The sequence below is a fragment of the Bacteroides luhongzhouii genome, assembly GCF_009193295.2.
Taxonomy (GTDB): Bacteria; Bacteroidota; Bacteroidia; order Bacteroidales; family Bacteroidaceae; genus Bacteroides; species Bacteroides luhongzhouii.
This window is the reverse complement of record NZ_CP059973.1, coordinates 1,443,453-1,458,068: the sequence shown is the minus strand read 5'-3', so window position 1 is coordinate 1,458,068 and position 14,616 is coordinate 1,443,453. Positions and strand designations below refer to the sequence as shown.

The window sequence follows — 14,616 nt, the reverse complement described above, 5'->3', positions numbered from 1 at the left end:
AGGTTCTTATTCCGACTTTGCCCAACGATAGGAAGTCACAGATTTGCCCGGAACATCATAAGCAAAATGACGCTTACCATCACTTAAGGTTATCTTTTTAGTCTTTTCATTATTATTCATCAGTACAAAAGCGTATGTTCCATCCGGATTCTCGAAAGCAGAATACATGATATTGCTATCAGCATAGCCGGATGCACCGATACGTACCGCTCCCGGTTTCACCACACTTGAAAGATGGGCGATGATATAATAATGCGAGTTGCGGATAATTGTCTTATAGTCGCTATTACTGATATCCACCGCTCCGTAGCAAGTCTGGCAACCGCCTTCACGGTTAGGAGCACGGTCATTATCAAGCATCAGGTTCCACACTATAACTCCCCTACACCAGTTGTTGATCGTACCCAATGCAACTTCTTTCATATCTTCCAGCAATCGTTTCGATAAATCACGTCCGCTATTCCATGTTCCGATAGAAGTCTCCGTGAAAAGAAGTTCCTTTTCAGGATAGGCTTTATGTATATTTAAAAGCTCTTCGCGATTCCCGCCATAGTTGTGATAAGCAGCTCCGGCCAGGTATTGGGAAGCAGCTGCGTCCTCATACATCTTACCGGGGTAGTTCTTTTCCGTTGCAATATCACTATAATCATAGTTATGATCGTATGCATAAATTTTCGTAGCCAGTCCGGCTGTTTTGAATTTAGGTCCGAGTGCTGTTTTCACAAAGTCCCTCTGTTCTTCCCAACTCATATAAAGTGAAGCGGAATTACCACGGTTCAACGGTTCGTTCTGGGGAGTTACAGCATAAATATCAATGCCTTCGGCGTTGAATGCTTGTACCCATTTCACAAAATAAGTGGCATAGTCCTGATAATAGGCTGGATTCAGTTGACCGTTTGTCCATGAATCCAGCGGAGTAAGGTCTGTGAGACTCTTTACTTTCATCCATTTTGGACAAGTCCAGGGAGCGGCAATGACTTTAATAGAAGGATTGATGCTCAGAATCTCTTTCAGAATCGGAAGGATATAGTCTTTCTCTTCACTTTGCAAAGCAAAATGTTCAATACCTTTCGTATCGCAGCAGGTATATTCGCTCAATGAAAAGTCCGAGCAGCCGATGGAGATACGGATATAGCTAAATCCGAAGCCTTTGTCGTCAGAGAATGTTTCCGTAAGGAAGGCGTGACGATCTTCCGGTTTCATTTGCAGAAGATTAAAACAAGTGGCGCCTGTGATAGCTGCTCCGAAGCCATCCATCGTCTGATAGTGTTCAGTCGGGTTCAACGTGATTGAGGTAGGTGCCAAATTATCTTTCGAACTGAAATTAACGGCATCACGGGTCAAGTCGCGAGTCAGGCTGCTAGTGGTCGCATAAATGGTCACATCTCCGGTCGGAACAGGTGTAACCGGTTTCTCCGCGTCGTCACTGTTGCTGCATGCAGCTAATATGGTGAAGCATCCTAAAAAGGTCAATGCTATATTTCTCATGTCAATCATAATCTTAAGTTTTTCTATGTTTTTAGTTGAATTAATAACCCGGATTCTGGTGAATCTTATCATTCGCGTCGATTACCGACTGCGGAATTGGCAAACGATAGGAGTTCTTATCAAAAGCATAAATCTGCGCCTTGCGACCTGAATCCTTAGAATATACTGCATTCATCACCTCTTCTACCTTGTCCAGACGAACCAGATCGAACCATCGTTGCCCTTCAAAAGCCAGTTCTAACCGACGTTCCTTAAGCAAGGCATTCAGCATGGCATTCTTATTTGAACGGACAGAGGTGGGAAGCGCTCCCAATTTGGCACGTTCGCGAACTTCATCTATTATATCGGCTGCTCCTTCCAAATCCGGAGTATCCTGCATAATCAGCGCTTCGGCTTTCAGCAACAGGACATCAGCATAACGGTACTTGATAATACTGCTGTTGGCAGAGCGGCATTTATACATGAACGGATAATTATCAGACGGATAATAGTTACTCCAATTACAATCATAGTACACTACTGATTCCTTGAAACGAACCTCATCCCCTTCCTGTTTGAAAGCACTAATCAGGTCACGTGACGGAGTCACCCATTTCGCCCACGTGAAATTGTTATTCCAGTTCACCAGATCACGCCCGAACATCCATGTACACCAGTTACCTGCTCCGGAAGTAAATTGTGCTTCAAGAATCGATTCTTTTGTATTGCGCATCTTTGCATCTGTTCCTGCGGCATTCATTCCAAACAAATCACTGAAATCATCTACCAGATCAAAACCGTCTGCTTTCACTTCATCACAATATTGGATAACTTTCGTATAATCACGCAAAGGTTTCTCGGCATATATTTTAGCCAATAAGGTACGAGCTACAGATTTGGAAAACAACGTCTTATTCCCCGGCGTATTGTCCGGAGCATACAATACTGCATCCAACAAATCCTTTTCAATCTGCTGATAAGCTTCAAGTTCCGTATTTTGTTTGGGGAAATATTGTGGATATACCTCATCAATGTTTTCAGAAGTAATATCATCAGCCACTGTTGTAATCACAGGGAAATCACCCCACAGACGTACCATGTCGAACATTACCATGGCACGGAATATCTTCGCTTCTGCTTTGTATTGCGCCCGTTCGGCAGCAGTCAACGAATTATCTGTCACCAGGTCAATGTTACAAATGAGTTTATTGGCACGGGCCACATCCTCCAAATAACGGTTCCAGTCACGTTCCAACACAGAATTGGAACCTTCAATAGAGTTATTCTCAAACGGGACAACTTCCGCTCCGGTAGTACCGGCATAAGCATTATCCGAATGGGAGTCTGAAATCAAAAGTAAATCCACATACCAATGTTCCTGACGGTCACGCATTTGATTATAAAGCGTTGTCAGATGACTTTCAACTGCAGCTTTATCTTTGAATACAATTTTTGTACCATCACTTGTCACTCCTTCCGTCACATCCGAATAGGTGTCTAATGGCTCATAATTCAGCGAGCAGGAAGAAAGTCCCAATAGCAAACCGGAGGTTAATCCGTAAAATATAGTTCTTAGTTTCATAATCTTTCCTTTCATTAGAATTCAACATTAATACCAAACACGTATGATCTGCAATGCGGGTAAGTACCCCAATCGATACCTTGTACCGTACCGCTGTTACCCCATTGGTTTACTTCCGGGTCCATTCCCGAATAGCTAGTCCATGTCAGCAGGTTAGTAGCCGTGAAGTAAGGTTGTAAACGGGTAATTCCCCATTTCTTCAACAGTTTACCTTTAACGTTGTATGACAAGGAAACATCCTTCAATCTTAGATAACTGCCATCTTCTACAAAATAGGTAGAATTGAGTAATTTGAAATTAGCCTTAGGCACGTCTGTTATCTGTCCGGGTATTTTCCAACGATTCAATACACGGGCCGACTGATTCTTACCATCATACATACCTTCCGTTTCAATACGTGAAGCATTATAAATATCGTTTCCATAAGACCCTTGGATAAAGATACTCAAATTAAATCCTTTCCAAGAGAAGGTATTAGTCATACCATAGGTGAAATCCGGATTCGGATCACCGATATAAGTACGGTCGGAAGATGATATTTTACCGTCATTGTTCAAATCACGATACATCAACTCACCGGTTTCAGGATCTACCCCATCACTTATATAACCGTAAAAACCTCCCAAAGCACGTCCCGGCTCATTACGTACCACATAGTCATTCACCACATCCGCAGTTTTAGCATCGTAATAAACTTTCTGTAATTCCAGTTTTGTCAATTTATTCCGGTTAAAAGAGATATTAAAGTCTGTATCCCATGTAAATGCTCCTCCACGAAGATTTTTCGAACTAATAGAAAGCTCAAAACCCTTATTTACCATTTCACCCTCGTTACGGGCAATAGACGTAGCTGCTGCGGCACCGGCAGGTAATGACACATTCATCAACATGTTTTTGGTCTTCTTATAATAATAGTCGGCATTAAACGTCAACCGTCCATTCAATATGGTCAGATCCAAGCCTATATTGGTCTGTGTCGTGGTTTCCCATGTTAAATCAGATGTACGCAAGTTTGCCTGGCTAATGGTAGGAACAGCATTTGCATAATCAGTCGAATCACCTTCACCGCCTTTCTTAAACCATTCGATACGACCGATATTGTAACGCTGCAAATATGCATAGTCACCAATCCCCGACTGGTTACCGGTTTGTCCCCAGCCACCGCGCAATTTTAAATCGTCAATCCAGGTCAGGTTCTCCATGAACTTCTCCGAAGAAATACGCCAAGCTGCAGAGAATGAAGGAAATACGCCCCAACGATGATCGGGATGTAATTTAGAAGAGCCATCGGCACGAAGATTAGCTGTTATCAGGTATTTACTGTCGAAGTTATAAGCTACACGTCCGAAAAATGACATAATTCCCCATTGGGACGCACCCGTACCTGTATTATCCCAAGATATTTTATTGGCAGCATTCAATGTTTGAATCAGATCGCTACGATAGTGAGAGCCATTGATCCAGCTATTTGAATAGTCTGAATCTGTCCATGACGAACCGGCCATTACTTCCAAGCCATGTTTCTTGAAATTTTTATTATAAGTCAATACATTATCAAATGTCAGCACTGTATTCATATTCCGATTGTCCGAAGCCTCACCGTACTGATTGCGACCCCAAGCAGTAGAAATCGGATCAAGAAAAGTGGTATTAACAGCGTTACGACGGTCAAGAGTAAGAGTAGACTTGAACTTCAGTTCCGGGAATGGAGTCAACAATATATTACCCGATGCCAACAAGCGGTTTTCTTTGTCTTTGTTATTCTTCGCGCGGGCCATATTTTCTAATGGATTTGTAATATTACCCACTCCATAGAAGTTATTGTAATACTGATTAGGGTTCAAAGCATCCCACACCGGCGCATAAGTTGGTGTATTGATAACAGCCAGAATAACACCACCCCGATTCGAGCCTGTTCCCATTGCTCCACCTCCATTGCTTGTATAATCTGAATAAGAGATATTAGCACTTACTGTCAGCCATTTACGAACCTTATTTTCCAGATTTACCCGGAAATTATAACGCTTGTAATAAGAGATATCCAACACTCCCTGTTCTTTGAGGTAACCCGCAGAGAGGTAATATTTCATCTTCTCATTACCATTGGATACAGCTACCTGATAATTTTGAGTCTTTCCGGTTGTATACGTTTCATCAAACCAGTCAGTGCGATCGGATAATCCGTCCGGCAAAGACACTAGCCCGATTTCATCCTGCAATTCTTTATATTGTGCTGCATTCAGGGATTCTACTTTATCAGCTACTTTGTTCAGACCGAACTGGGCTGTCAAAGAAACTTTGGCATTACCGGCTGCACCGGCCTTCGTAGTAATTAGAATGACCCCGTTAGCGGCACGCGAACCGTAGATAGATGCCGATGAAGCATCTTTCAATATCTGCATACTCTCAATATCATTCGGAGAAAGGAACTTGATATTGTCTACAGGCACTCCGTCCACTACATACAACGGATCATTACTACCATTCATTGAAGTAGTACCACGTACACGGATAGACATCTCACCGCCCGGCGTACCATTAGGCTGAATCACCGAGACACCGGCTGCCTTACCTTGAATGGCCTGTCCTGCCGAAACGATAGGCCGCATATCCAAATCCTTGGTAGATACGGAAGAGATAGCGGTAGTCACATCTTTCCGTTTCACTGAACCATAACCGATGACCACCACTTCATCAAGCACTTCATTATCTTCCTGAAGTGTGATCTTCATCTGATGGGTCGCCTTTACCTCCTGCGACTTATAACCCACATAAGAGAATATCAAAATGGCGTTTTGCTGAACGTTTAATGTAAAGTTTCCATCTAAATAGGTAATTGCTCCGTTAGACGTACCTTTCTCTTGTACACTAACACCGATTAGCGGTTCTTTTTGAGCATCCAGGACCTGACCGGATGCAGTAATTTGCTGTGCGGATGCACTCAAAGATAAAAACATTGCCAAGATAGCAAAGAAAATCTTGCGACTCCCGGAAAGGATTTTTCGCCTGTTTTTTTTCATGCGTACTAAGTTTTAAAGTTAATAATAAGACGCTCGTCAGCAATGGACTACTCTCATTACTTTCGAAGCACAGGTCAAAAGTATAAAGAAATTAAAGTGAGCTAACAAGGAGGGGGCAATAAGTGGATCATGCAAAACGGTAATTCTCTAATTACCATCTATTTACATTCATAACGTATACCTAAAAAAGTGGTTGATTTACAGTCCGTATTAGCGAATTTTTCGCACTAAATCGTCAAAATCCTCTCTCGATCCACGGGCTTTATTCCTTACTTTCGCCCGATAATTATAAATTGTATTCACCGAATAACGAAGAAACTCCGCAATTTGTGAACTATCTTCAATACCCAGACGTATCAAAGCAAAGATGCGCAGTTCAGTATTCAATAGCTCGCCTTTCTTCGGCAAAATCTGTTCATTTTCCTGTAATAAGTCATTGAATTTTCCCACAAAATTAGGGAAGAGATGCAAGAAGGCTGTATCAAAGTTTGCATACAATTCTTCCAGTTCTTCGTCAAGAGCATCCTGTGAACGCGTTATCTTTAATAACTCCGCAATTTGTCCGGCGGACACTTTCTTATTCACCATCCGCCGGTAAGCGTCTAAACGGTTGATATAAGTAGAACACAACTTGATGAAACGGGCAATATATTCCTCCTTAATCTGATTGGACTCTGAGAGTTCGACATTAGTAGAGGACAGGCAACTATTCATTTGCCTCAACTCCTCATTCAATCCGTTTAACTGCTTATTAGCTACCTGAAGATGATTTCTTGCATCTGCCAGCTTTTTCATCTGACAGTAGATATATCCCAAGGCTACAATCAACAACATTAACAGTGCAGTGATAAGCAGCAGGTTCTGTTGAAGACGATCATTCTGCTTTTCAATCATCGCCTGATAGGTCTTATCAATCAACGAAAGTACATCGGCACTCTGCCAACTACGCAGACGAGCATTGTAGAACTTTGTCGCATTCCAGGAAAAACGCATATATTGGTACGCACGTTCCATATCACCATCTTCGTAAAGTAGCTGGGCAAGCATCCACAACGAAGCATGGTCCTTAATGGCAGAACGAATATCCGATATAGCAGAAAGACAAAGATTCCGTTTCTCTCCCAAGCTATCATTACTGTACTTGTAAATCAAAGAGCGATGGTAAGTAACCAATGCATACTGTGGAGTGTTCGCTTCTATTTCTGCCAACCGGAGATCATTCACTTTCAGAGCTTCCTCATACTGGCGTTGATCGCGAAGTGATGCTTCACGCATCAACAGGTATTCTTCCGATTCCGGAGGCAATATAGCATATAATGAATCTCTATATGCCTGCGAGATACTCCAGTAACGTCCCGAAAGGGTTTTATCCTGTGTATAAACGCTCAATTCGCCATACACATGGTCAAAGCAAGTATAATAATCGGTTATTAAACGGGGAATGACTTTCTGTCGGTCTACCGATTCTAAAACATCGATAGACTCCGTGTACATGCCCGTTGAAGATAATAATAGCGAGAGCTGCAACTGACTTTCTATCTTCCGGTCTGCGTCATGCAAACGATCCGCAATCCGGACATTCTCATTCAAATAGTGGATGGCAGAATCGCAGATAAAAGCTTTATATTCTTTATATATCTGACTGTTCAGATTGTACCGTTCCGCAGAATTAGCTTCTATTCCTTGCATCAGTTCTTTGAGATGCCTGATACGTGATTCACGTTGAACCACATAAAGTTCATGTTCCTGAATTGTTATATCAAGCACATTCAATAGTGAGTCCAGGGTCTTATCGGCCCAGGTATATAGTGGAAAAGAGAGAAGTAGAAGAAACAACAAATACCTTTTTTTCATCGGAGTATTAAACTTTAATAGAAGATTACAAGACTAATAAAGACAAATGTAGAGAAAATCTTCGTATTTTAGCTAAAACAGCATATAAATTAGGAAAAGGAATGAAAGGTGATTTACTAAAAAATAACTTTTCGCTGATTCATTAACGGCATTTCCTGATTTATTTTTGTTAATCTATTGCCCGCTTTTATGCAAGCTATCCGATAAAATAGTATTTTCGGGGGTAGAAAATATAAAAGACTACCGTAATATGAAAATTACCCGTGATGATTTATTGATAGCTGCGTTCAAACTGTTTATGTCCGTGAATTACGAAAAAGCCAGTTTTGCGGAACTTGGCAAGATGCTCGGAATGTCGAAAGCCGGCATATTCAAATACTACAAGAACAAACAGGAGTTATTCATTGCTGTAGTGGACAGGTTTTGGTTCAGCACGCAGAATCCACGAAACAAATTCACTGAAACAAACGGTACGTTTGCCGAATTTATAGACGAATACGTGAGAGGAGTACAACGAACGATGGATATGCTGGGCAAGCTGATAGGCACAGATAAGGTGGCGCCAGAAAAGTTTTCATACCACGCCCAATATTTTCATTTTCTGTTTCAAGTGATCCAGTATGATCCTGACGCCAAAGAAAAGCTCCATAATCTCGTAACCAACGATTATGCTTACTGGCGTACCGCCATCCAACGTGCCATACAAACAGAAGAACTAAAAAAGGATGTAGACGTTGAGGAAGCGGTAGTCATGTTCCGACAGGTTTACATGGGTCTGTCCTTTGAAATGGCATTCCTGGGCGGATTGGATACCCAGCTACTCTCCAAACATTTACATGCCATTTACTCCTTATTGAAAAACTAGACTGTATTATTCAATACATACCATATTCCTTCCACCTAAGATTATCTATGCAAAAAAAAGATAAAAAAGAAACGACCGTTCACTTTTTCCGAAATAGTTTTATAACTTTGGCACTATCATTCAAAAAATGGTCGTTATAAATGTTATAAAACAAGCACTGTATGGAAGTAGACAAACAGCGGAAAAGAAAGGGATTTTTCAAAACACTGGTAACTATTTTACTGGGAACGAGAAAAGAATACACAGGGGAAGATATAGGCATCTTTTCCAGCAAGGTTTGTGATTGGTGGCAGAATGATCATTACAACTGGTTTACCATCCTACAACTGCCATTTTATTCTGCGGAAACAGTCATTGCAATAGAAGGCGATGCTTCCGAGCCGTCGCCACACCAATTGTTAGAATTACGGGCATTACTGAAAAATTGGACATCCATAACTGCCCGATTAGACAACCTAGTGCCTAATGAAAGCCGCTTGGTACATAAAGAAGAAATATACGCTTCCTGGCAAGACCATTTTTATCCAGAAGCAATAGCTCCATCCACTAAAGGCAATGACGGCTGGGAAATTACATTCGTCAAAGAGGATATGGATGACTGGTTCAGCTTTATCTGGAAAAATAACATTGTACGGAATTTAACTTTCAATTAAGCCGGAGAGCACATAAAGTAAATTATTACAAACAAAGAAAACAGTCAAACACTGTCCCTCTATCAGTCATTAACACGTTAAATTGCAATAATTATGAAAAAGTTTTTATTTATTCTGACCGTCATAGCCGGTCTTTTGATGAGTAGTAATGCCGAAGCACGCAGAATCAGAATTCCTGTAAGTAACAACATTCCGAAAGTAGCTACCCTCCCTGACAGCTCCTATTATAAAACGGACGAAGGTACTCATCTGGATTTAGGGTATATTGAGAAAGACGGCAAACGTACGCTCGTACTCTTTTCTGAATCGAAACCCGATACGTATTACGACATTTCTGACGAATATGCCGAAGCAATCCGGCAAGACCTGAATGTAGAAGAACTTAGCCGCCTCATCCCTGAACCCACATTTTGGGACAAATGGGGTGGCAGCCTTCTTTTTTATGGTCTTGCAGCATTGATAGTCATAGGCATATTATCCTACCTGAAAGACTTTATCCTGGGGCTTCTAGGCATGGTGAAAAAAGTGAAGGATAACAACGAGGAAAAAGAAAAATAGTACGGATACCTAAAAATAAAACCCATGAACATCTATTCGCTTATTCCGATTGTCTGCATTATCCTGTCTTTGGGATATTGGTTTTATACAAAAAGCAAAATCTCCCAGCAGGTTCAGGCAGTAGACAACACCGATTTCAAAGCAGAATTTGCAAATGCGACACAATACAAGAACCAATTTCTGACATCCGAACTCCCCTTTCTGAAAAAAGCGATGGAGCAAAATCCTATCGATGCTTTCAACTATGCTAATACCGAACACAACATGGTAGATGCCTTCAAAGACGGGATGAAAGACAAACTGAAAGGAATGGCCACTTTGGGAACTGTGCGTTTCACCACCGTGGCAACCCCCAAATATTTGGTATTAAGCGGTGATAAGCTGCACCTGTTCGACACGGATACCAATGGTGAAATAGACAAGCATCTGATATTCGAACCTTCGCAACTCAAAAACTCCAGACTCACCTTATATCCTTTGGAGGGACAGACAAAAGCACAAGCCCAAGCTCGCGGCAAAAATGTAAAAGCCTATAAACTCTCTTTGCAGACAGACGGAAAAGCAATTGAACTCATCCTTTATTCCTGTCTGATTTTTACGGATATTCCCGAAACTCCGGTAGATGCGAAAGAAACGGTACAGGCCATTGTCATTGCCAATGATTTTCTAAAACACCTAGGCGACTGCTATCCGAATCTGAAAGTGGCATTACCCATAGAAGAATCCTGATGTAAAAAGCCCTGATATAAAGCAGCACTTGCACATGATACCCTGAATCATCATGTTCCGGAATAAAGATGAAAGTAAAATTAAAATACCCGATATTTTGGTCCAGTCCGAACGACAACAGAGTCTATGTCTTTTGGAAAGAGGGCAAGACAACGAAACTCGATATGCTAAAAGAAACCAACGGGTGGAAAGGTGATATAATTATTGATGCCACCGGAACAAAATATATTATCAAGTGCTCCTACATGACTAAATGGAAAGGTATACATGGATTCACAGGCATGATATACTACGAACAGGAATACGAAGACAATCCCGAATCTTTCTCCTTGCGACAGCTGCAAGACCAGATAGCGGAAAGATACCCTAAAACCCGGTGGTTCAAAGAGGAAGGTTGGGGCAGCAGGAATGATTTCAGACAAACAGTCTACGGCTGCAAGACTTTTGAGGAGCTTGCAAGATTATTCAGACGTCCACCCGAAACTCTGCGCACACGGATTATAAATTGGTTGCATCCTACCCGGAAAGAACTGAAAATGAGAATCGAGTCTGTGCTGTTCCTTATCCTGTACCTGTTGGTGTGTTATTTGATATTTGAATACAATAATTAGCAATCCAAGTTCTTACCAATAAAAGTATTATCTTTGTTGCATGAAAAAATTAGTCATTGTTGGATGTGGACGACTTGCAGAAATCGTTGCGGATGCAGTTGTCAAAGGCTTATTACCAGATTATAATCTGGTAGGTGTCTATTCGCGTACGGCATCAAAAGCTGCGCACATCGTAAATAAAATGCAGCAACATGGCAAGCCTTGCATTGCTTGCGCCACATTGGAAGAGTTATTAGCATTAAAACCAGATTATCTGGTGGAGTCGGCCTCTCCTGCCGCTATGCGGGAATTGGCCTTGCCGGCATTGAGAAACGGAACGTCTGTCATTACCTTGTCTATCGGTGCTTTGGCAGACGAGACATTCTATCGGGAAGTGGCAGAAACCGCCAAGGCAAATGGCACACGAATCTATATCGCATCCGGAGCTACCGGTGGATTCGATGTTTTAAGAACTGCCTCCCTGATGGGAAATACAACAGCCCGCTTCTTCAATGAAAAAGGTCCTAACGGACTCAAAGGAACTCCCGTTTATGATGATTCTTTGCAAACGGAGCAACGTACCGTTTTCTCCGGAAGTGCTGCGGAAGCTATTCGCATCTTTCCAACCAAAGTGAATGTTACAGTTGCCGCCTCACGAGCTTCTGTCGGTCCGGAGAACATGCAGGTATCCATACAATCTACCCCCGGATTTGTGGGAGATACGCAAAGGGTAGAAATCAAAAATGACCAGGTGCATGCCGTAGTAGATATTTATAGTGCTACATCAGATATTGCAGGGTGGTCAGTAGTGAGCACCCTGATTAATATCGCATCACCCATTGTATTCTGACAGATTGGCCAACACTTTTGCGCTCAGGCGGTCAAACGCCTGACGCGTGCGGCCAGTAGACACCTGCATACAACGTACATGTGGATGATTGAGCAGTTGCTCATTCCCCAATGCGCCTACCGTATCACAAAAACAAAGGTTATCACCTTCCAGCCATTCAGTAAATGCAGCCTCATCCCATGCTGGTGACAAACCGGTATTGAATAAGATCTTCCGGTCACCCATCTGCCTGAATTCCTCTTCATGCAACAGAACCGTATTTTTATTAAGGCAACAACAAATGACTTCACTCTCTGCAAGGAGTTCCTTTAATGGTAAAAAGCGATATCCTTTGGCAGTGGCTGCTTCTTTCTCACTGCGGGCATAATATGAAATATCAGCGCCAAAGAACTTCAAAGCGTCCGCTATCATGCCACCAGACTTACCCAGTCCGACTATCCCGACTTTCAATCCGGTGATCTCACGAGGTAACTCCTCCCACGGTTCCTGTCCAAAGCCGTGCAAACAGCGCACCAATTCACTGACTACATATTCCACTACTCCCTCGTCACCATAATCCCGAATACCTGTCACCGTGATACCCCGTTCATTGGCATAGCGAATATCGACATTAGCACTTTCGGGAGAATAGAGCGAGCAACACATTCCAATGTATTTCACATTCGGACAACATTCAAGTACATATCGGTTGATACGGGAGGTATAACTCAAAAGCACCGCATCAGCATCTCCGATACGGGCAATGATTTCATCATCACTCGTGGGTATGTCAGGATACATCACGACCTGACCGGCAAATGACCACAACATTTTTTCGGCCGACGGAACCAGACTGACCGGCTCTATAGCTACAAGTTTCTGAAACATCGTTTTTTATTTTAGAAGTATTATAAAAACAAACATACACGGTTACCGGATTAGCAACCCAACATGGGCGCTAAGATACAAATTTCTAGTCATAATATCATTTAATGATGGACGATAACAGTATGTTTTAGACATACGAACGCAAGTTAGACATATCCAAAATCTCCGCGAATACCTACACGCAGACTCTTGGAGGCGCGGAAATTCACTCCGTTGAAAGCTACGGATTCAGAACGAATATCATTCTTATTTGCTACCAATCGGGAAGCTTTCACTTTGGTTGAGTTGGCTAGTTGTAACGTGACAACAGTCACCCTGCAAACAGATAAAGTGCACCCCAAAAATTGTACGAGTAAAACATTATCCATTACCTAAAAAGGGTGATTTTTCTTTTTAGGGACTTTTCGGATAGCCTCTTTATTCTTTCCATCATTTATCTCTAAACTTGATTTTCAGAATCTTACCAATAGCCGGTTTATACTTCTTCAACATTCGGTCGAATCCCAAATCGTTCGGGTGAGTTCCGTCAATGGTTCCCTCATGATCTGTCCCCAGGAAATGGTCTTCTTTAATGAAATACAGATTCTTTACGCCTTTTTTACGCAACACTTCTACCTGTTCAGTTATAGCCTCATTCTGTCGCTTTACATTTTCACGGGCTTTCTGATTAAAGTTTCCTGTTTCGCGTATCAATGTCTGTATGATAATAATAGGTGTATCCGGATGTTTCTCCCGCAAGGTCATTACAAAGTCTACAGTCCGTTCGGTAATCTCTTTTGGAGAAGGATTAGGAATACAATCCAAGATAAAAGCATCCGCATCAATATCCGCTAACATCTCGGCAACTTCTTTCTCCATTTTCCCATTGCCACTCAATCCCAAATTAATGAAATTATATCCACTGCTACGGGATAAGCGGGCCGGATAGGCCATGCCCGGACGGCTGGCAGAAGCTCCCTGCAAAATACTGGATCCGTAGACTACTATTTTATCTTTGAACGGATTTTCTCCTTTATGTATGTGAGCATCAGAAGAAACACCTATCTCCAGATTCTTCAACTCATCGTATAAAGGCAGATATAACAAACATTCTTTCTCTTCGGTTCCCATATTATCGACAATCACTCTTTCCGTAGTCACGCCACCCGGCATCCCTACTCCGGCAAATTGCCATTTCCCATCCCGTTTGATATACAAATCCAAGCCTTTCTGGGCTAATCTGGTCAAGTTTGGCAATTGGTAATTGTCAGGAACAGTCCATTTAGCTTTTATCACCGGACTGTTCGTTGTGAAGGAAATAGCCAAACCTGCAGAGTTAGTGAATAGTTTCTTTACCGCAGGAGGCATCGTACAATACTTTGCTGTGTCTACCCGATGGAAATATTCACCTTCGGTGGTCGCTTTTCCTACCAGTAAAAGCTCTTGGGCAGGTACATAGGTAAAATTGTTCTTCTGCTGTCCGAATGTTGTAAGGGGAAACATTATCAGACCCAGGCAAATCCAGACATTTCGTGTTAAGTTTCTCATGGTCAGTTTAATATTAACAGTTTATTAATTGTCAGCATATCGTAGCAATATCAA

12 protein-coding genes and 1 pseudogene are annotated in these 14,616 nt (G+C 42.0%); 6 read left to right on the top strand and 7 right to left on the bottom strand.

Going from position 1 to position 14,616, the window contains the following annotated elements; all coding sequences use genetic code 11:
- Positions 1-6: 6 nt before the first annotated feature.
- From GD631_RS05350 to GD631_RS05335, 4 genes are all read right to left on the bottom strand, one after another.
- Entirely contained in the window at positions 7-1,497 is a 1,491-nt protein-coding gene (locus GD631_RS05350; RefSeq protein WP_143256690.1) for an endo-1,6-beta-glucanase, read from the bottom strand.
- Between the two features lie 31 nt (positions 1,498-1,528).
- Positions 1,529-3,064: a RagB/SusD family nutrient uptake outer membrane protein gene (locus GD631_RS05345; RefSeq protein WP_185911581.1), complete on the bottom strand. Its 1,536-nt coding sequence runs from the start codon at positions 3,062-3,064 to the stop codon at positions 1,529-1,531.
- Entirely contained in the window at positions 3,064-6,069 is a 3,006-nt protein-coding gene (locus GD631_RS05340; protein WP_143256688.1) for a SusC/RagA family TonB-linked outer membrane protein, read from the bottom strand. Before GD631_RS05340 ends, GD631_RS05345 begins: the two co-directional genes overlap by 1 nt.
- Positions 6,070-6,279: 210 nt before the next feature.
- Positions 6,280-7,923, bottom strand: coding sequence for a SusR family glycan utilization regulator (locus tag GD631_RS05335; RefSeq protein ID WP_143256687.1), 1,644 nt, complete (start codon positions 7,921-7,923; stop codon positions 6,280-6,282).
- 250 nt (positions 7,924-8,173) lie between these two features.
- On the opposite strand from GD631_RS05335, the gene GD631_RS05330 reads away from it, so the two are divergent.
- From GD631_RS05330 to GD631_RS05305, 6 genes are all read left to right on the top strand, one after another.
- Positions 8,174-8,788 (top strand): TetR/AcrR family transcriptional regulator, encoded by a 615-nt coding sequence (locus tag GD631_RS05330; protein WP_143256686.1) that lies wholly within the window; start codon positions 8,174-8,176, stop codon positions 8,786-8,788.
- 161 nt (positions 8,789-8,949) lie between these two features.
- Positions 8,950-9,441: a hypothetical protein gene (locus GD631_RS05325; protein ID WP_143256685.1), complete on the top strand. Its 492-nt coding sequence runs from the start codon at positions 8,950-8,952 to the stop codon at positions 9,439-9,441.
- Between the two features lie 87 nt (positions 9,442-9,528).
- Positions 9,529-9,999 (top strand): hypothetical protein, encoded by a 471-nt coding sequence (locus GD631_RS05320; protein WP_185911632.1) that lies wholly within the window; start codon positions 9,529-9,531, stop codon positions 9,997-9,999.
- A gap of 24 nt (positions 10,000-10,023) precedes the next feature.
- Positions 10,024-10,728 carry a hypothetical protein gene (locus tag GD631_RS05315; protein ID WP_143256683.1) on the top strand — a complete coding sequence of 235 codons (705 nt, stop codon included), beginning with the start codon at positions 10,024-10,026 and terminating at the stop codon, positions 10,726-10,728.
- A 68-nt stretch (positions 10,729-10,796) separates the two neighbouring features.
- Positions 10,797-11,339 (top strand): hypothetical protein, encoded by a 543-nt coding sequence (locus GD631_RS05310; protein ID WP_143256682.1) that lies wholly within the window; start codon positions 10,797-10,799, stop codon positions 11,337-11,339.
- Between the two features lie 40 nt (positions 11,340-11,379).
- On the top strand, positions 11,380-12,168 hold the full coding sequence (locus tag GD631_RS05305) for an aspartate dehydrogenase domain-containing protein (RefSeq protein ID WP_143256681.1): 789 nt from the start codon (positions 11,380-11,382) through the stop codon (positions 12,166-12,168).
- Here GD631_RS05305 and GD631_RS05300 read toward each other — a convergent pair.
- The 3 genes and pseudogenes from GD631_RS05300 to GD631_RS05290 form a co-directional block, all read right to left on the bottom strand.
- Positions 12,151-13,035, bottom strand: a complete 885-nt coding sequence (locus GD631_RS05300; RefSeq protein ID WP_143256680.1) for a D-isomer specific 2-hydroxyacid dehydrogenase family protein — start codon at positions 13,033-13,035, stop codon at positions 12,151-12,153. The two genes, GD631_RS05305 and GD631_RS05300, sit on opposite strands and share 18 nt — an antisense overlap.
- Positions 13,036-13,196: 161 nt before the next feature.
- Positions 13,197-13,319 (bottom strand): annotated as a pseudogene (locus GD631_RS05295) (HU family DNA-binding protein); the annotation flags it as partial.
- Between the two features lie 145 nt (positions 13,320-13,464).
- Positions 13,465-14,562, bottom strand: a complete 1,098-nt coding sequence (locus GD631_RS05290) for an SGNH/GDSL hydrolase family protein (RefSeq protein ID WP_143256679.1) — start codon at positions 14,560-14,562, stop codon at positions 13,465-13,467.
- Positions 14,563-14,616: the final 54 nt, after the last annotated feature.